Annotated in this window: 17 protein-coding genes; 14 read left to right on the top strand and 3 right to left on the bottom strand. The window is 71.5% G+C overall.

Annotated elements, in window-relative coordinates:
- Window positions 1-107 precede the first annotated feature (107 nt).
- Window positions 108-1,097, bottom strand: coding sequence for an aldo/keto reductase (locus IE275_RS27505; protein ID WP_189714114.1), 990 nt, complete (start codon window positions 1,095-1,097; stop codon window positions 108-110).
- A 359-nt stretch (window positions 1,098-1,456) separates the two neighbouring features.
- Between IE275_RS27505 and IE275_RS27500 the strand changes: the two genes are divergently transcribed.
- The 4 genes from IE275_RS27500 to IE275_RS27485 are packed head-to-tail and all read left to right on the top strand — an operon-like array spanning window position 1,457 to window position 5,292.
- Window positions 1,457-1,924, top strand: a complete 468-nt coding sequence (locus IE275_RS27500; protein WP_189714113.1) for a hypothetical protein — start codon at window positions 1,457-1,459, stop codon at window positions 1,922-1,924.
- Window positions 1,921-2,847, top strand: coding sequence for a hypothetical protein (locus IE275_RS27495; protein WP_189714112.1), 927 nt, complete (start codon window positions 1,921-1,923; stop codon window positions 2,845-2,847). Before IE275_RS27500 ends, IE275_RS27495 begins: the two co-directional genes overlap by 4 nt.
- A gap of 50 nt (window positions 2,848-2,897) precedes the next feature.
- Window positions 2,898-4,250 carry a hypothetical protein gene (locus IE275_RS27490; RefSeq protein WP_189714111.1) on the top strand — a complete coding sequence of 451 codons (1,353 nt, stop codon included), beginning with the start codon at window positions 2,898-2,900 and terminating at the stop codon, window positions 4,248-4,250.
- A gap of 46 nt (window positions 4,251-4,296) precedes the next feature.
- Window positions 4,297-5,292, top strand: a complete 996-nt coding sequence (locus IE275_RS27485; RefSeq protein WP_189714110.1) for an RCC1 domain-containing protein — start codon at window positions 4,297-4,299, stop codon at window positions 5,290-5,292.
- A 343-nt stretch (window positions 5,293-5,635) separates the two neighbouring features.
- Here the strand turns inward: IE275_RS27485 and IE275_RS27480 are convergent, their stop codons facing one another.
- Window positions 5,636-6,418 carry a TIGR03084 family metal-binding protein gene (locus tag IE275_RS27480; RefSeq protein ID WP_229870617.1) on the bottom strand — a complete coding sequence of 261 codons (783 nt, stop codon included), beginning with the start codon at window positions 6,416-6,418 and terminating at the stop codon, window positions 5,636-5,638.
- A 159-nt stretch (window positions 6,419-6,577) separates the two neighbouring features.
- Here IE275_RS27480 and IE275_RS27475 point away from each other — a divergent pair, with 159 nt between their 5' ends.
- Together IE275_RS27475 and IE275_RS27470 are read left to right on the top strand one after the other, a co-directional pair.
- Window positions 6,578-7,162, top strand: coding sequence for an RNA polymerase sigma factor (locus IE275_RS27475; RefSeq protein ID WP_189714109.1), 585 nt, complete (start codon window positions 6,578-6,580; stop codon window positions 7,160-7,162).
- Window positions 7,159-7,752, top strand: coding sequence for a hypothetical protein (locus tag IE275_RS27470; RefSeq protein WP_189714108.1), 594 nt, complete (start codon window positions 7,159-7,161; stop codon window positions 7,750-7,752). Before IE275_RS27475 ends, IE275_RS27470 begins: the two co-directional genes overlap by 4 nt.
- Window positions 7,753-7,924: 172 nt before the next feature.
- On the opposite strand, the gene IE275_RS27465 is transcribed toward IE275_RS27470, so the two are convergent.
- Window positions 7,925-8,431 (bottom strand): cupin domain-containing protein, encoded by a 507-nt coding sequence (locus IE275_RS27465; protein WP_189714107.1) that lies wholly within the window; start codon window positions 8,429-8,431, stop codon window positions 7,925-7,927.
- 138 nt (window positions 8,432-8,569) lie between these two features.
- On the opposite strand from IE275_RS27465, the gene IE275_RS27460 reads away from it, so the two are divergent.
- The 8 genes from IE275_RS27460 to IE275_RS27425 all read left to right on the top strand — a co-directional run bounded on the left by IE275_RS27460 (window position 8,570) and on the right by IE275_RS27425 (window position 17,226).
- On the top strand, window positions 8,570-9,001 hold the full coding sequence (locus IE275_RS27460) for an RrF2 family transcriptional regulator (RefSeq protein ID WP_189714106.1): 432 nt from the start codon (window positions 8,570-8,572) through the stop codon (window positions 8,999-9,001).
- Window positions 8,998-9,915, top strand: a complete 918-nt coding sequence (locus IE275_RS27455; RefSeq protein WP_189714105.1) for a DsbA family oxidoreductase — start codon at window positions 8,998-9,000, stop codon at window positions 9,913-9,915. Before IE275_RS27460 ends, IE275_RS27455 begins: the two co-directional genes overlap by 4 nt.
- Window positions 9,916-10,419: 504 nt before the next feature.
- The gene (locus tag IE275_RS27450; protein ID WP_189714104.1) at window positions 10,420-11,991 is read left to right on the top strand and encodes an ABC transporter substrate-binding protein; all 1,572 of its coding nucleotides are present in this window, start codon (window positions 10,420-10,422) and stop codon (window positions 11,989-11,991) included.
- 52 nt (window positions 11,992-12,043) lie between these two features.
- Window positions 12,044-13,072 (top strand): ABC transporter permease, encoded by a 1,029-nt coding sequence (locus tag IE275_RS27445; RefSeq protein WP_189714103.1) that lies wholly within the window; start codon window positions 12,044-12,046, stop codon window positions 13,070-13,072.
- Window positions 13,073-13,075: 3 nt separating this feature from the next.
- Complete coding sequence (locus tag IE275_RS27440) at window positions 13,076-13,966, top strand: ABC transporter permease (RefSeq protein ID WP_189714102.1); 891 nt, start codon at window positions 13,076-13,078, stop codon at window positions 13,964-13,966.
- 194 nt (window positions 13,967-14,160) lie between these two features.
- Entirely contained in the window at window positions 14,161-14,967 is an 807-nt protein-coding gene (locus IE275_RS27435) for an ABC transporter ATP-binding protein (RefSeq protein ID WP_189714243.1), read from the top strand.
- Window positions 14,964-15,818: an ABC transporter ATP-binding protein gene (locus IE275_RS27430; RefSeq protein ID WP_189714101.1), complete on the top strand. Its 855-nt coding sequence runs from the start codon at window positions 14,964-14,966 to the stop codon at window positions 15,816-15,818. Before IE275_RS27435 ends, IE275_RS27430 begins: the two co-directional genes overlap by 4 nt.
- A 67-nt stretch (window positions 15,819-15,885) precedes the next feature.
- Window positions 15,886-17,226, top strand: coding sequence for an LLM class flavin-dependent oxidoreductase (locus tag IE275_RS27425; RefSeq protein WP_189714100.1), 1,341 nt, complete (start codon window positions 15,886-15,888; stop codon window positions 17,224-17,226).
- Window positions 17,227-17,229: the final 3 nt, after the last annotated feature.

Below are 17,229 nucleotides of genomic sequence, written 5' to 3'. Positions count from 1 at the left end.
CCCGGGCGGGCACGCCGGGGCGGCGCGGACTCCGCGTTCGCCGGCGGTCCTGCCTGGCGCCGAAGGCAGAACCTGGCAGCTGCTGCCGGCGCTGTCCGCGCGGCCGGCTAGCGATCGACGGCTCGCATTCCCGCCTCGTCATAGCGCTCACCCGCCGCCTCGGGCAGCTCCGCGTCGATGCGGGCCAGGTCGTCCTCGGTCAGGGCGATGTCGACCGCGCCCGCGTTCTGTTCCAGGTAGGTGCGGCGCTTGGTGCCGGGGATCGGCACCACATGCTCGCCCTGGGCCAGCACCCAGGCGATGGCCAGCTGGGCCGGGGGCACGTCCTTCTCGGCGGCGATCTCCTTCACCTTTGCCGCGAGCAGCAGGTTCACCTCCAGGTTGGCGTCCTGGAAACGTGGGTTCTCGCGGCGCCAGTCGTTCGCGTCCAGGTCGTCCGGCGAGGTGAAGCGCCCGGCAAGGAAGCCGCGGCCCAGCGGCGAGTACGGCACGAAGCCGATGCCCAGCTCACGGCAGGCGGGCAGCACCTCGGCCTCCACGTCCCGTGACCACAGCGAGTACTCGCTCTGCACCGCGGTGATCGGGTGCACGGCGTGGGCGCGCCGGATGGTCTCCGCGCTCGCCTCGCTCAGGCCGATGCACCGCACCTTGCCCTCGGCGACCAGTTCGCCCAGCGCTCCGACCGTCTCCTCGATGGGTACGTTCGGGTCGACCCGGTGCTGGTAGTACAGGTCGATGTGGTCGGTCCCCAGACGCTCCAGGGAACCGTGGACCGAGCTCCGGACGTGCTCGGCCGAGCCGTCCTGGCGGCCGACCGTGCTCATGTCGCCGGGTACGGCCTTGTCCATCCGGTAGTTGAACTTCGTCGCGATCACGTACTCCTCGCGATGCCCCCGGATCGCCTCGCCGATGAGCGACTCGTTGGTGAGCGGCCCGTACACCTGCGCGGTGTCGAGGAAGTTCACCCCGAGGTCGAGGGCGCGCCGGATGGTCGCGACGCCCTCCTCCTGGTCGACCGATCCGTAGAAGGCGGACATGCCCATGCACCCCAGGCCGATGGCCGATACCTGGAGGTCCCGCAGACTGCGCTTCTGCATGTCGTGTCCCATGCCTTTCTCTGCACACTCGTTCGTCGGACGGTAGGAAGCCCTTCATCCATCTAGCGACGGTTTCCCTCGCCCGGCATCCCGTGAGAGGTGCCGGGCGGCTGGGGCTTCGAGCGCCTCGGTGTCGGCGACGCTACGACTTGGAGCGCACTCCAGCGCAAGTCAACCGTTCACGCCCCTCCCGGCACCTCGAACGGGCCGCTCGGGCAGTCGGACGAATTCGCTCATATGACCCGGTCATATGACCGGCGCGGCGCGTTGAGTTCCGTGAAGTTATGCATACCTTTGCGACTGTTTGCCCGATACATGAACATGCGTTTGCCGTGTGTTCGGAAAGGTTCGTGCCTCACATGTCACGCATCCGCGTATCCCGCAGAATCGCCGCGTTCGTGGTGGCCGTCGCCACCGTGTCCGCCCCCACCGCCGTCGCCGTCCTCACGGCCCCTCCGGCCGTCGCCGCCGTCCACGCGTTCGACGACCCGCCTTCCAGCGGCGAGGTCGACGGACAGAAGGACCAGGTGGGCAAGGACACCGCCCAGGCCAAGGAGGACATGGCCGCCGCCAAGGGGCAGGCCACCAAGTGTCCGCCCACGTCGAAGGAGTGCATGAGCGACCTCGCCGGGGAGGGCAAGGAGCAGAAGGAGGGCATGGCCAAGACCCAGCAGGCGCTGAACGACACCCACCCCGCCCCCGAGGACAACGCGTCGGCGGTCATGGACAGCACCTGCGACGACTTCGCCGCCCAGCTGCCCGCCGTGCTCACCTCCTCGGGCGACTCCGCCGAGCTGACCGGTGTCTGCGAGCTGATGAACCCGTGACGACCATGAACCGCAGGGCCCTCGCCATCGGCGCCGCCGTCGTCGTCGCGCTGACCGTGCCGGCCGCCTCCGCCGTCGCCGACCCCGAGCAGAGCATGCCCGCCGCGCAGGCGTTCAACGGCGACACACCGCTGACCTCGATCAAGGACGTGAGCGACTACTGCGCCGCGCACGCCGGAGACTGCCGGTTCAAGATCGACCGCGCGGCCTCCAGTGAGTACCACACGGCCGTGAAGTCCCTCGGCAACGCGGTCGTCAACTGCACCAAGGCGGACATCAAGGTGACCCGGCAGGTCTCCCTCCAGGTGTCCAGCTCCGACAATCTCGGCGGCGAGATCACCGGTCGGATCACGCTCGAGGGACAGCTCAACGCTTCGGGATCGGTCACCGCAGGGGTGAGCGGCGAGGCCGGCGGCAACTTCAAGACACCGGACCAGTCGAAGGGCCCCAGCGCCGAGGTGAACGCGAAGGGATCGGCCAACGGCAGTGGCACGATCGGCGGTTCGGCCACGCTCAGGGCCGCCTTCGAGGGCGCGTTCAAGCTGTCGTACTCCAAGACATGGAGCACGCAGCAGACCGAGTCCACCAGTTACGAGCTCGTCGTCAAGCCGGGTGACGCCCTGGTGTTCGGGGCGAGTGCCGCGATGCAGCGGGTCGCCGGGAGCATCTCCACCGGCGGCGGGCTCGGCGTGCGGAACGTGTTCGTCGACGGTCCCTCCAGCGTCAACACCAGCACGTTCGTCGCCGACACCTTCACGGTCCCCGGCAACACCTGCCAGAAGCTGCGGCCCGGTGGCAAGACCGGCGTCGAGGACACCACCCCCAAGCCCCCCACCAGGTCGGCCGCCCTGCCGAGCGCCCCGGAACTGCCCGAAGGGTCCCGGCTGAAGGAGCGCGTCGAACTCGGGGGTGAGCTGTCGTGACCGCCCGTGCGCCGAAGTCCCCGCGTGCCCTTGCCCCGGAGAGGACGAACGTGAGAAGACGACCCGCCACATTCCGCCGCCCCGCCGTCGCCGCGCTCTGCCTCGGACTGGTGGCCCTGCCGGCCGGTCCCGCGTTCGCCGAGCGGGTCCCGCAGGAGCCGGTCGAGGTGATCAACGGGGATCTGGCGCTGCCCGCGTTCACCGGCACCGCCTACAACAACGCCGGCGTCACCGGCTGGTCGGTCGGCTCGACCTCGGCGAACAACGGCGCCGGCACGGCCGGCGGTGTGTGGCGCTACTCGGGCGACGCCTCCGGACACCCGGACAAGCAGGTCGCGTCGATGCTGCGCGAGAACGGCGCCGCCTACAAGTTCAAGCAGCGCCTGCGCGGTGTCCGCCCCGGCGCCAAGGTCACCGTCACCTTCGACGACAGCCCGGGCGTCAGCCTCAGCTGCGCCCCTCGCACGGTCGAACAGGGCCAGACGTACACGGTCCAGGGCTCCGGCGGCACCGTCCAGGAAGAGCTGACCGAGCCCGACCCGGACAAGGAGTGGAACGTCCTCGGCTCCGGAGTCTGGCGTACGGGACGGACGTACACCTTCACCGCCGACGAGTACGAACCGCTGCTCACCTTCGCCTCCACCGTCCCGGTCAAGCCGAACGGCGGTGCCGCCGGGACCGGCACCAACGGCGGCTACTGCGGCCCGATGATCGCCGGCATCAAGGCGGTCCAGATCCCGCCCCCGCTCGACAAGACGATCCGCGGCGACGAACTGCCCCCGTCCGTCGCCTTCAAGGGCAACGACAAGCGCACGGTCGCCGATGCCGTCACCGAGTGCAACAAGGGCACCGCCCAATGCGCGTTCACCCCCGATGACGACTACTCGTTCGCCTACTACGAGCCCGCCCGGGTGGCCGGCGAGAACTACGTCAACTGCACCCGCGCCACCCTCGACCGCGAGCGCCCGCTGAAGTACTCCGCCCGTACGATCAGCGACCTGCCGGCCGGCGCCGGGCTCCCGCCCGCCAACTCGACCGCCGCGCCCTCGAACATGAACGGGCAGTTCACCGGAGGCACCGGCACCACCCCCGCCTGGAGCCCCACCGCCGAACGCACCGTCAAGGAGATCATCAGCCCCGGAGAGGTCTCCTGGATCGAGACCCAGACCGGACGCCGGCGCACCGAGGGCTGGTTCACGTCCCACCCGACGCCCGACGACCCGAACCAGGACTGGCGTCTGTACACCGTCCTGGACTACCCCTCCCCGCAGCTCGCCGACCGCTTCTACCAGCGCACCGGCCCGATGACCGCGGCCGAGCTGTCCCGCTGCCGTTCCGACCGGCCCTCCGCCGAGACCCCCAACGACGCGGGCTCCCCGGCGGCCGGAGCCGACCGTGGCTGACGCGACCCCCGCGCACCCGTGCGCCGAGCGAAACGGACACCACCCCATGCCGACGAACCGTCGACCGGGCCGGCGCCGCTGGGCGCGACCGGCCGCGCTGACCGCCCTGGCCGCGATCTGCGGAGTGCTGACCCTCCCCCACCCCGCCACCGCCGTACCCCGGCCGTCCCTCCAACGGCTCGCGGCGACCGACTGGGACACCCTCTCCTGGGGCGACGACACCTACGGCCAGCGGACCGTCCCCGAGGCGGCGCTGACGGGAGCGAGTGACGTCTCGGCCGGCGACTTCCACTCGCTGGGCATCAAGGACGGCGCCGTCATCGCCTGGGGCAGCAACCTCTACCGGCAGACCGAGGTCCCCGCCTCGCTCTCCTCGGGCGTCACCGCGGTCTCCGGCGGCTATCTGCACTCCCTCGCCCTGAAGAACGAGTCGGTCGTCGCCTGGGGCAGCGACCGCTACGACTCCACGGTCGTCCCTTCCGCCGCGAAGACCGACGTCAGCGCCATCGCCGCAGGCCAGTTCTTCTCCCTGGCGCTCAAGAACGGAGCGGTGATCGGCTGGGGCGACAACCGGCACGGCCAGACCGACGTGCCCGACACGGCCCACTCCGGCATCACCGCGATCGCCGCCGGCTCCTACCACGCCCTCGCTCTCACCGACGAGGGCAAGGTCATCGCCTGGGGCGACAACCGCAACAAGCAGACGGACATCCCCACGCAGGTCAGGAACGGCACCGTCACCGCCATCGCCGCCCGCAAGGACCTCTCCGTCGCCGTCGTCGGCGGCCGGGTCTACGCCTGGGGCTCCAAGGTGGCCAACCAGTCCGTGCCGTCCCTCGCCCAGTCCAAAGTCACCTCGGTCGCCGCCGGATACGGCCACATCGTCGCTCTGCTCGACAGCGGCCGGGCCATCGAGTGGAAGGCGAACAGCACGGGCCTGAACACGCTCCCCACCACGGCCAACACCAAGGTCCAGGCCGTCACGGCGGGCGCCCACCACTCCCTCGCCCTGCGCGGAGATCCCCCACCGGCCGCGCGGTGACCGCCTGACTCCAGCGGCTCCGGCGCAAGCGCGGCAGGCCCGCGCACCGGCTGCCCGCATGCGGGCCGTCTGTCCGGACAGCCCGTTCACCGCCGGGTCCTTGCCGGGCCTCGGCGGTGAGCGGCAACAGCGGCCCGATCCGGAAGGTCCGAGGCCGGGCCAGGACGAGGGTTCGGCCCTTCGAGAGGCCCACCACCACGGCGTCTGGCAGGCTCACAGCGTGCCCGCAGGCGGGTGGGCCACGGCGCGCGGGTACCGGTGACGTCGCCGTCTCGGGAGCCGTCACCGGAGGGCAGACCGCGACCGTCACGCGTCTCGCATGTCCCTGCGCCCCGACACGCTTTCAGAGGAAGACGCGGGCCAACTCCAGCCACTTCTGGGCGTCCTCGCCGGTCGCCGTCATGTCGGTCTCGGACCAGGGGCGACGCCGGGTGACACACAGGCAGAAGTCGATCGCGCCGCCCCGTACCCGTTGCGCGGCAGCCTCGGGGCCCCACGCCCAGGTCCGTCCGTCAGGTGCTGTCAGCTCGACGCGGAAGGGATCCGCCGGCTCCGGCAGTCCGACGGCGGCGAAGGACAGCGCCCGTCCCAGCACCCCCAGCGACGCCACGTGCCGCAGTCGATCCGTCGGGCGGTGCGCCACGCCCACGGCATCGAAGACGTCCTGCCCGTGTGCCCAGGTCTCCATCAGGCGAAGGGGCGTCATCAAGGCGGGGGTCACCTTCGACATGTACCAGGGGAATGCGTGGTTCCATGGCGTGTCGCGCAGTGCCGCCGCCAGTTCCGCTCGACCGGCCCGCCACTCGTCCAGGAGTGCCGACCGCGGTTTGGCCGCACCCGCGGCCGCGGCCTTGTCCGCGTACCCGCTGCCTTCGGCTTCCGCCCGCCCGAGCTCGGCGCCGAACGCGTCCGGAGTGCGTAAGGCGCTGAGCACGTTCGCGTCCGCCCACGTGAGGTGGGCTATCTGGTGGGCGACCGTCCAGCTCGGTGCCGGTGTCGGTAGGGACCAGTCGTCCACTGCCCTGACCAGGACGTCGAGTTCGTCGCCCTCGGCCACCAGCGCGGACAGGACACCGGCGTCGTCTACATCGGGGACTGCCAGGTTGTAGTTCAACATGTGCGCCATGCTGCCATTCCTGGTCGTACGAGACGCGTGACGTTTGCGGTTCGGGGGCGACCTCGCCGGTGGCGCATCCTTCCACCGGCAGGTGATGATCAGGCGATCATTGCTTCCCCTCCTTGAAGGAACGTGAAAGAAGGGGCCAGGACGCGGACAGGTAGGCGTGTGGAGTCCATTCAGAATCAGGAGCCTGCCCGCTGCCGGGAGAGGCGCTATGAAGCGCTGGCCCGCGTGGTGGCGCAGCCACTGCACCGGTATCTGGTGCGGCGGGCCGATGCCGGCCAGGTCGATGACGTTCTCGCCGAGACCATGCTCGTCCTCTGGCGCCGCCTGGACGATGTGCCGGGCCTGCCGAAGGACGCTGCGCCGGCTGCCGACGACGTGCTGCCGTGGTGCTACGGCGTCGCGCGAGGCTGTCTGGCCAACGCCCGTCGAGCGGACCGGCGTCGGCTGCGGCTGGTGGAACGGCTGCTGCACGTCGCGTCCCCGCCCCAGCCGAGTCCGCACACGACCGATCACGAGGAGCTGCACACGGCACTGGGCGCACTGGGCGAAGTCGACCGGGAAGTGGTGCTGCTGTGGGCGTGGGAGGAACTCACTCCCCGCGCCATAGCCGAGGTGACCGGGCTGAGCCCCAACGCGGTGAGCATCAGGTTGCACCGGGCCAAGAAGAAGCTCGCCGCGATTCTCGAACGAAAGATCGGCACGCCCGCCGGACAGGCGACAGGTGAAGGAAGGAGCAACTGGTGAACGAGGACGAACTGCTGGCTCGGCTCCAGGCCGCTGACTTGGCACGGGTTCCCACGGCTCCTCCCGACATCGACCGGCTCTTGGAGGCTGCCATGACCACTACTACTACTCGCGCTCCCGTCGACACCGGTAAGCCGCGGAGGAACCTGCGGCCGCGACTGCTGTCCGCAGCCGCGGCCGCCGTCCTGGCCGGAGGAGGGTTCATCGCCTGGCAGACCACTCAGGCCCCTGCCTCTGCCCCGTCGGCCGCACCGCTCGTCCTGACCGTGCAGGGAACTGCCGGCTCCGCGAAGTGCGCCGCACCCACGGTCGGCATCCTGCGCAAGAACTCCACCGCGTTCGAGGGCACGGCCACGTCCGTCACCGGCGACCGGGTCACCTTCCATGTGAAGCACTGGTACCGCGGTGACGCCGGCGTCTCCACCGTGACGCTGGAGCACATTCAGGGCCTCGAGTCCGTGACCTTCACCGCTGGTGACCGCTACCTCGTCACGGCCAGGGACGGCGAGGTCGGCATGTGCGGCGGCACCGTCTGGGCCGAGCCGCAGATGCGCGACCTGTACCGTCGGGCCTTCCCGTCGGAGCGATGACCGCGGCATCAGAGGCACACCAGGCCGGGTGCCCGATGGTGGTCATGTACGCCACCGGGTTCCCGGCCCGCGGACGTGGGGCAGGTTCCCACTGTGGCAAGCCTGTTGCATCTCGGAGGGGCGGTCCGACCGACCTGGGCCGGTGCTGGATGCGGAGCGGCCTGTTCCGTCGTCAGGTGTCCTCGGCCGGAAGCGCGTACAGCCCGGGCAGGTTGACCACGATCGCCTCCTGGGTGCTGCGGGCGATGACGACCACCGCCTCCTCGGAGAGGTCGGGGTTCTCCTCGCGGTGGGGGACGAACGGCGGGACGAAGATGTAGTCGCCCGGGGAGGTGCGCAGCCGGACCTCCTCGGGGTGTTCGCCGGAGTCGTCGAGAAAGACGAACTCCGGGTGCCCGGCGACCACGTAGATGGCGGTCTCGGACTCGCCGTGGTGGTGGTCGGAGGACGACGTCGCGGGAGCGACATGGGTCTGGCCCATCCACAGTTTCTCGGAGCCCACGGTCCGCCCGCTGATCGCGGCGAACCGGCGCATGCCGCCGGTCTGGGCCGTGCCGCCGTCGAGGGCGTCGGCGCGGATGTGGTGCAGACGGGCGCGCAGGGGCGCCGTCGACGGCCCGGGGGCGTCGTGCAGATGGGGGTGGAAGCCTTCACCGGGGGTTGTCAGCGGCTCGCTCATGAGCCGGACGCTAAAGGCGCCCCGAAAAGGATGTCAAGAGGTGTCTATTACGGTTCACCTGCGGCAATGTTGCCGCAACGTTCGGCGGGAACGGCCTGAAGCCGCTCCCGCGGACGGCCTGTCGGGCATGATGTGCGCATGCATATCTCCGCGAAGGCGGACTACGCCACGCGGGCCCTGTTGGAGCTCGCCTGCGAACCTTCCCGCCCGCTCACCTGTGAGGCCATCGCCTCCGCACAGCAGATCCCGTTCCGGTTTCTGAAGTCCGTCGTGGGCGAGTTGCGCAGGGCCGGTCTCGTCCGCAGCCAGCGCGGCTGCGAGGGCGGGTACTGGCTCGGGCGGCCCGCCGATGACATCACCCTGCTGGAAGTCGCCCGCGCCGTCGACGGCGACCTGATCACCCTGCGCGGCGAGCCGCTGGACGGTCTGGCCTATCCGGGCCCGGCGACCGGTCTGCCCGGGGTGTGGCGCCGGGTCGAGGCGGACGCGGCGGCGGTCCTGGGCGGGGTGACCATCGCCTCGCTGCTGCCCGTGGGCAGTGTGCCGTTGAACGGGCAGGGGGCCGCGTGACGGCCGGCCGCCCGGAAGGGGCGGCCGTGGAGGTGGTGGAGTACACCGATCCGCTGTGCCCCTGGGCCTGGGGTTCCGAGCCCGTGTTCCGCCGGCTGCGGGCGGCGCTGGACGGCCGGGTCCGCTGGCGCCGCGTGTGCTGCATCCTGTTCGACCACGACGACGACCCACCGCCCGATCCCGCGGCCGAGACGGCCTGGTACACGCGGTACGTCGAGGAGATCACCGCGCACACCGGGGCTCCGCGCCCGGCGCGCCTGGACCGGGTGGCCGCGAGTTCCTGGCCCGCCTCCCTGCTCGCCAAGGCCGCCGAACGCCAGGGCGCCGAGGTGGGCGACCGGGTGCTGCGCAGGCTGCGCGAGACCGTGTTCGTCCTGGGCGATCCCGCCGACACCCCCGCTCTGGCGCTGGCGGCAGTTCACGGGGTGCCGGGGCTCGACCGGGCGCGGCTGGCGGCCGACGCGGCGTCACCCGCCGTACGGGCGCTGGTGGGCGCGGACCGTGCCGAGGCCCGGCGTCCCGTGCCCGAGGTGCTGACGGCGCAGAGCGGGTCGCCGCACCCCGGGACGGCCAAGGAGACCGACGACGGGTACCGCTACGCCCTGCCGACCCTGGTGGTGCGGGCCCCCGGCGCGCATCTCGCGGTGCCCGGCTGGCGGGCGTACGAGGAGTACGCGGCGGCCGTCGACGCGCTGTGCCCGGGGCTGATCCGTGTGCCGCGGCCGCTCACGCCGGAGGAGGCGCTGGCCCGTTACCGGAGCCTGACCGGACCGGAGCACCGGCTGCTGACGACAGGCGCGTGGCCCCCCTCCGGCGCGCTCCGGGTGGAGACCGGCAACGGCCCGCTGTGGCTGCACCCGGACGAGGCCGCGGTGCACCCCGCCGCCTCGCACTGCCGTCCTGCCGCGCCCTGACCCGGCTCTGACCTGGCGTTAGTCACCGTCCCACCGAATGAGACACCTTTTGGTGTCCATTGACAGCCGGTCACGGCTGCCCCCAGGATGTGCAGCATGCTCACGACGCACCCCGGCGTGGTGTGCCGCTACGTGGACCTGCGGCGCACTTCCAGCGCTCTCTGTCGCTGACCGCCCGCCGCCCACGGCCCGCAGGCGCCTGACCTCACGGTCGGCACCGGCCGCCGGCCTTCGCGCCGCGCCCGCTGCCCCGCCTCCCCTCGGATACCGCGTACACGTCGTACCCGCCGTGCGCCGGTACCCCGTGCCACCTCTGCCGCACACCGGTCCGTCTCCCGTCGCCTTCACCGACGTCCCCTGCCCCGACCCGGCATGCCGAGCCGCCCACGCGCCGTACCGGCATGTCCTGACGGGCCCGGACGGCGGTGTACGGCGTGCCGACGGACCCTCCCCGCCGCCGTTCCCCCGCCCGACCCGGGCGGGAGCGCTCGAAGAGAGAACGAGATGCCCGGACGACTCACGCCCCGCCGCACCGGAACGACCCCGCGAACCGCCCGCGCCCGCCGCCTGCGCACCGCGGCCCTGAGCACCGGCCTCGCCACCGCGCTGGTCGCCGGCTTGAGCGCCTGCGGTGGTGGCGCCTCCGCCTCCGCCGGCAACTCCACGCTGAAGTGGACCTCCTCCTACTTCCCCGCCCACTGGGACCCGGTCGTCTCGGGCAGCGGCGCGCAGTTCCGTGAACTGGCCCTGGTCTACGCATCGTTGACCCGGACCGACAAGGACGGCAACGCGGTCCCGGACCTGGCCGAGAGCTGGGAGTACAACGACAAGGGCGACCAGGTCACCTTCCATCTGCGCTCCGGCCTGAAGTTCAGCGACGGGGAGCCGGTCGACGCCACCGCGGTCAAGGCCGCCGTCGAACGGGCGCAGAAGCAGAAGAACTCCGCGCTCTTCGGCGACCTGACGTCCATCAAGTCCGTGGAGGCGAACGGCCTGGACGCGGTGGTCCACCTCACCCAGGTCGACTACCAGATCCCTCAGCTGCTCGGCCAGCGCGTCCTGCAGATCGCCAGCCCCAAGGCGGCGAAGTCACCCACCGAGCTGGACCGGAACCCGGTCGGCGCGGGCCCGTTCATCGTCACCCAGCTCGTCCCGGGCACCAAGGCCGTCCTGAAGAAGAACCCGGACTACTGGGACGCCGAGAACATCCACATCGACGACGTGGAACTCACCTCGGCACCCGACGCCTCCACGGTCGTCTCCGGCCTCCAGACCGGCGTCTACAACTTCGCCGACATCGACCCCAGCCAGGCGGACGCCGCCAAGAAGGCCGGCCTCGACGTCTTCGTCCAGCCCGGCTTCAACGCCTCGAACATCAGCCTGAACATCAACAAGGCGCCGTTCGACGACGACCGGGTCGTCGACGCCGTCCGCCACGCGATCAACCGTCAGGAGTTCGTCGACAAGCTGACGTTCGGCTACGGCGAGACGACCGACCAGCCGTTCCCCGAGGGGTACGTGGCCTACGACCCGCAGTCGGCCGACGCCTACCCCTACGACCCGGCGAAGGCGAAGAAGCTGCTCGCCGAGGCGGGTCACCCGTCCGGCGACATCAAGCTGGACCTGGTGATCCCGGCGGAGGACCCGCAGGCCGAGATCGTCCAGTCGCAGCTGGCGAAGGTCGGCATCACCGTCACCATCAAGATCGACAAGAACTGGGCCACCCCGTTCTTCGCCAAGGACCTCACCTTCTCGCTCTACGGCACCACGGGCCGTGACTCCGCCCTCCAGACCCTCACCGCCCACTTCGGCCCGAACGGACCGCTGAACCTCAGCTCGCCGTACGAGCCCGAGGGCTTCGAGGCGGCGGTCGCCAAGGTCCGCCGGACCCCGCTGGACGCACCGGACTACGCGCAGGTGCTCCAGTCCGCGACCCGGGCCGGCCTGGAGAGCAAGGCGCTCGTCTTCACGTACTCCTCGCCCAACCTCATCGCCAAGAGCAAGGCGATCTCCGGCCTGCCGAAGAACCCGGCCCACATCGACTGGACCGGCGTGACCATCGGCGCCGGCAGCTGACCCCCGTTCCCCCGACCCAGAACCGACCACCACCCACAGACAAGGGGCAACCATGACGACGACCGAGGCACAGGCCGGGCCTGCCCTCCGTCGCGGGGTCGTGGCGGCCAGGACGCGGCACACGCTGGGCCGCGTCCTGGTCACCCTGACCCGATCCGTCGCCATCTTCGTACCGGTGTTCCTGGTCGCGACGTTCGTGACGTTCGCGCTGCGGTCCCTGAGCGGGCTCAGCCCGGCACGGATCCAGCTCGGCGAGGACGCGACCCCCGAGGCCGTCGCGAGGATCGAGGCCGAATGGGGCCTCGACCGGCCCTTCCTCGTCCAGTACGGGGACTGGTTCTCCGGTGTCCTGCACGGGCAGCTCGGCACGAGCTGGACCAACGGCGCCGACATCTCCACCCTCATCGGCCTCGGCCTGGGCGTGAGCCTCTCGGTCGCGACCTTCGCGCTGGTCATCGGGGTGGTCACGGGATTCGCCCTCGGCGCGGTGGCCGGTCTGCGGCGCACCACCTGGGTCGACCGCGCGATCACCGGATTCGTGACCGTGATCTCGGTGATGCCGGCGTTCGTGGTCGGCATCGTGCTGGTCGCCGTGTTCGCCGTCGGACTGGGCCTGTTCCCGTCGGCCGGATACGTCCCCGCCGAGCAGGGGTTCGGGCCGTGGCTCGCCCACATCACCCTTCCCGCGATCGCCCTGAGCTTCGACGTCGTCGCCGACGTCGCCCGGCAACTGCGCTCCGGCCTGGTCGCTGCCTACCGGGAGAACTACGTGACGGGCGCCGTCGTACGGGGCCTCAGTCCCCGGCGGATCTTCTTCGGGCACGTGCTGCGCAACGCGCTCGGGCCGACCCTGGCCACCCTCGGGCTGAAGTTCCCCTCCCTGGTCGGCGCCTCCGTGGTCACCGAGTGGATCTTCGGCCTCCAGGGCTTCGGGCGGTTCGCCAACGACGCCGCCCAGGCCGGTGACGTCCCCGCCGTCCAGGGCGTCCTGGTCGTGTCGATCGTCCTGGTCGTCTCCTTCAACCTGATCGTCAACCTGGTGCTGGCGCGCGTCACGCCTGCGGCCCAGCGAGGAGTGTGAACCATGGTGCGCCGCGTCCTGTCCCTCACCTCCGGCCGGATCGCGGTGGCGGTCCTCGCCGTCATCGCCCTCCTCGCCCTGTTCGGTCCGCTGCTCGCGCCCCAGGACCCGCTGGCCACGAGCGAGAGCACCCTCGCCCCCGTCTCCGGCGCCCACTGGCTGGGCACCGACTACCTGGGCCGGGACGTGCTCAGCCGGCTCCTCGACGGCTCCCGCGTCAGTGTGCTCGGCGCGCTCGAAGTGGCGCTGACCGCACTGGTCGTGGGGGCCGTCCCCGGCATCCTCTCCGTCTGTCTCGGCCGGGCCTTCGAGTGGTTCACCCTCCGTCTGGCGGACACCCTGGTCGCCCTGCCGTTCCTGCTGTTCGCCGTCGCCGTGATCGCGCTGCTCGGCAACGGGCTCACCCAGGCCATGCTGGTCACCGGCGTCCTGGTCTCACCGTTGTTCTACCGGGTGGCCCGCGCCGCCGGACTGTCCGTGGCCCGCTCCCCCTACGTCGAGGCGGCGCTGATCTCCGGCGCCTCCATCGGCTGGATCGTGCGCCGGCACGTCTGGGCCAAGGTCCTGCCGCCGCTCGCCGTCGCGCTCGCCCAGACCATCGGCGTCGGCTTCGTGATCGTCTCGAGCCTGACCTTCCTCGGGATCGGCGTCCAGCCGCCCGCGCCCACCTGGGGCGGACTGCTCGCCTCCGACCTCGGATACCTCAGCCACCGCCCCTGGGCACCGCTCGCCCCCGCGGTGCTGATCATGGCCACGGTCTGGGCCGCCAACCTGCTGGCGGACGCCGTGCGTGACGTCTCCGGCGAGGCGGGACGCGCCCTCGTCGACGGGCGCAGGGCCCGCGCCCACCGTCCCGGGCCGGCCGGCCCCGCTCCCCTCGGAGGTGCCTCGTGACACCCCTGCCCTCGAAGACCGCCCGCACGGCACCGCCCGACGCGGACTCCCACGACGCGGACTCCCACGACCCGCGCTCCCCCGCGCCGGACGACCCGCAAGCCCCGCACGCGCCCCACTCCCCGGCGCCGGACGGCCCTGCCACGACGCACGCCTCGCACGCCGCGGCCGGCGCCACCGCTGCGACCCGGCCGGTGCTGTCCGTACGCGATGTCCGCATCGGCCATCCGGCGGGCGACCGCGAGATCGTCCACGGGGTGAGCTTCGACCTCACCCCGGGCAAGGCGCTCGGCATCGTCGGCGAGTCCGGCAGCGGAAAGACCCTCACCTGCCGTGCCGCCCTGGGCATCCTGCCGCCCCCCTTCGAGGTGACCGCCGGCACCGTCGAGATCGACGGCACCCCGATCGCGGAACTCACCCCCCGCCAGTGGACGGAGCTGCGCGGCACCACCATCAGCGCCGTCTTCCAGGATCCGGCCTCCTACCTCAACCCGTCCCTGCGCGTCGGCGCCCAGATCGCCGAGGTCCTGCGGGTGAAGAAGGGCCTCACCCGGCGCGAGGCCCGCGCACGCTCCGTGGAACTGCTGCGGTCCGTGCGTCTGCGCGACCCCGAACTGGTCCACGGCCAGTACCCGTACGAGCTGTCCGGCGGCATGCTCCAGCGCGTCCTGATCGCCGCCGCCATCGCCGCCGGACCCCGGATCCTCATCGCCGACGAGGCCACCACCGCTCTCGACGTCACCGTCCAGGCCGAGATCCTGGACCTCCTGGAGGATCTGCGCGAGCGCACGGGCCTCGCGCTCGTGGTCGTCTCCCACGACCTCGCCGTGGTCGCCCAGCTCTGCGACGAGGTGCTCGTCATGCGCGGGGGCGAGGTCGTCGAGCAGGGCCCGACCTCCCAGGTGCTGCACAACCCGCAACACCCCTACACCCGGCTGCTGATCGCCGAGCACGAGCAGTACGGCCTGGACAGGTTCCTCGCCCCCGAGGAGGCCGCGTGACCACCACACAGCACCCGCACACCCCCGGCGGCCCCCCGACCGCCGGTCCCGTCCTCGACATCACCGGCCTCGACGTGCGCTACGGCCGCCGCACCGCACTGCGGGGCGTGTCCCTCGCCGTCGCACCGGGAGAGACCGTCGGGGTGATCGGCGAGACCGGCTCCGGCAAGTCCACCCTGGCCCGCGCCGCGCTCGGTCTGGTGAGCCCGTCGGCCGGCTCGATCGTCGTCGGCGGCCACGACGTCACCGGCTACGGCCGGCGGCAGTGGCGCGACCTGCGCCGCGAGGGCGTCGTCCAGTACGTCTTCCAGGACCCGCTGCGCAGTCTCGACCCCGACCTCACCATCGAGGACTCCCTGACCGAACCCCTGCTGGTCCAGGGGGTGCCGCGCGAGGAGGCGGCGGCCCGCGCCCGGGCCTTCCTCTCCCGCGTCCGGCTCACCGAGGACCTGCTCGGCCGGCTGCCCGGCGAACTCTCCGGCGGTCAGCGTCAGCGTGTCGCCGTCGCCCGCGCCCTGGTCACCGACCCGCGGCTGGTCATCCTCGACGAACCGGTCAGCGCCCTGGACTCCGCCAACCGCGTCCAGATCCTGGAGATCCTCAAGGAACTCCGCAGCGCCGGGGTCGCCCTGGTCTTCATCTCCCACGACCTGGGCTCCGTCGCCGGCGTCGCCGACCGCATCGCCGTGCTCTACCGGGGCGAACTGGTCGAGGACGGCGCCGCCGCCGACGTCGTGGGCCGGCCCCGGCACCCGTACACACGCCTGCTCCTGCGCTCGGCCCCCACCCTGCGCAGCGCACCGGCCGACCGCGCCGAACGCGAGGCCCTGCGCGCCCTGCTGCACAACTGATCCTCCCGCCGGCCCCAAGCGCGACACCAGCCCCGCGGGCCCCGGCCCACGACAGACAGGAACAGCCATGTCCCGCACCATCCACCTCGCACTCCACCCCTACGGCGTCGGCGGCCCCGGCCAGCACGGCCTGTGGAAGGACCCCCGGGTCGCGAAGAACGCCAGCATCGACATCAACTACTACATCCGCCTCGCCCAGGCCGCCGAACACGCCCTGTTCGACGCCCTGTTCATCGTGGACAGCCAGTTCATCAACGCCACCTACCCGGCGCACTACCTCAACCGGCTGGAGCCGCTCACCCTGCTGTCCGCGGTCGCCACCCACACCCGGCACATCGGCCTGGTGGGCACCGCAAGTTCGACGTACAACTCGCCCTTCAACCTCGCCCGGCGGTTCGCGTCCCTCGACCACATCAGCGGCGGCCGCGCCGGCTGGAACGTGGTGACCAGCTTCGACACCGGCACCTCCAGGAACTTCGGCCTGGACGAACACCTCGACTACGCCACCCGCTACGGTCGCGCCCTGGAGTTCGTCCAGGTCGCCCGCGGGCTGTGGGACTCCTACGAGGACGACGCCTTCCCCTCCGACGTCACCCGCGGCGTCTTCCTCGACCCCGACAAGCTCCACGAACTCGACCACCGGGGTGAGCACTTCAAGGTCGCCGGCCCCCTGAACCTCTCCCGTTCCCCGCAGGGCCAGCCGGTGATCTTCCAGGCCGGCGTGTCCGAGGAGGGCCGCGACCTCGCCGCCCGGGTGGCCGAGGGCATCTACGCGCCGGGCGGCACTCTGGAGCAGGCTCAGGCGTACTACGCCGACATCAAGCGGCGCACCGCCGCCTACGGCCGCGACCCCGACCACATCAAGATCTTCATCCACGGCGGCCCCGTCGTCGCCGCCACGGACGAGAAGGCCCGACTGCGTGAGCGGGAGATCTTCGAGGAGGACAACGACTTCGACCGCAACCTCGCCCTCCTCGGCCGCTCCTTCGGCGCCTACGACTTCAGCGCGCACGACCTGGACGCGCCCTTCCCGGACGTCGCCCACCTCGCGGAGAAGGGCGGCCGCACCGGCGCCGGCCAGCTCATCGCCCGGGCCCGCGAGGAGAACCTGACACTGCGCCAAGTGGCGGAGAGCGTCAACCAGTTCCGCGAGTCTCCGTTCGTCGGGGCACCGCAGACCGTCGCCGACACCGTCGAGCGGTGGTTCGAGGCCGGCACCTTCGACGGCATCAACCTCGCGTTCCGCACCGAGGAGGAACTGGCGTACTTCGTCGACGGCGTCGTACCGCTCCTGCAAAAGCGCGGCCTGTACCGCACCGAGTACGCCGCCGACACCCTCCGCGGCAACCTCGGGCTGCCCGTGCCCGCCAACCGTCACACCCGCCGGCCGCAGCTCGTGAACGACTGAGGA

The sequence above is a fragment of the Streptomyces phaeofaciens genome (assembly GCF_014648915.1).
GTDB classification, from domain to species: domain Bacteria; phylum Actinomycetota; class Actinomycetes; order Streptomycetales; family Streptomycetaceae; genus Streptomyces; species Streptomyces phaeofaciens.
This window is presented reverse-complemented; position numbering and strand designations above follow the sequence as displayed.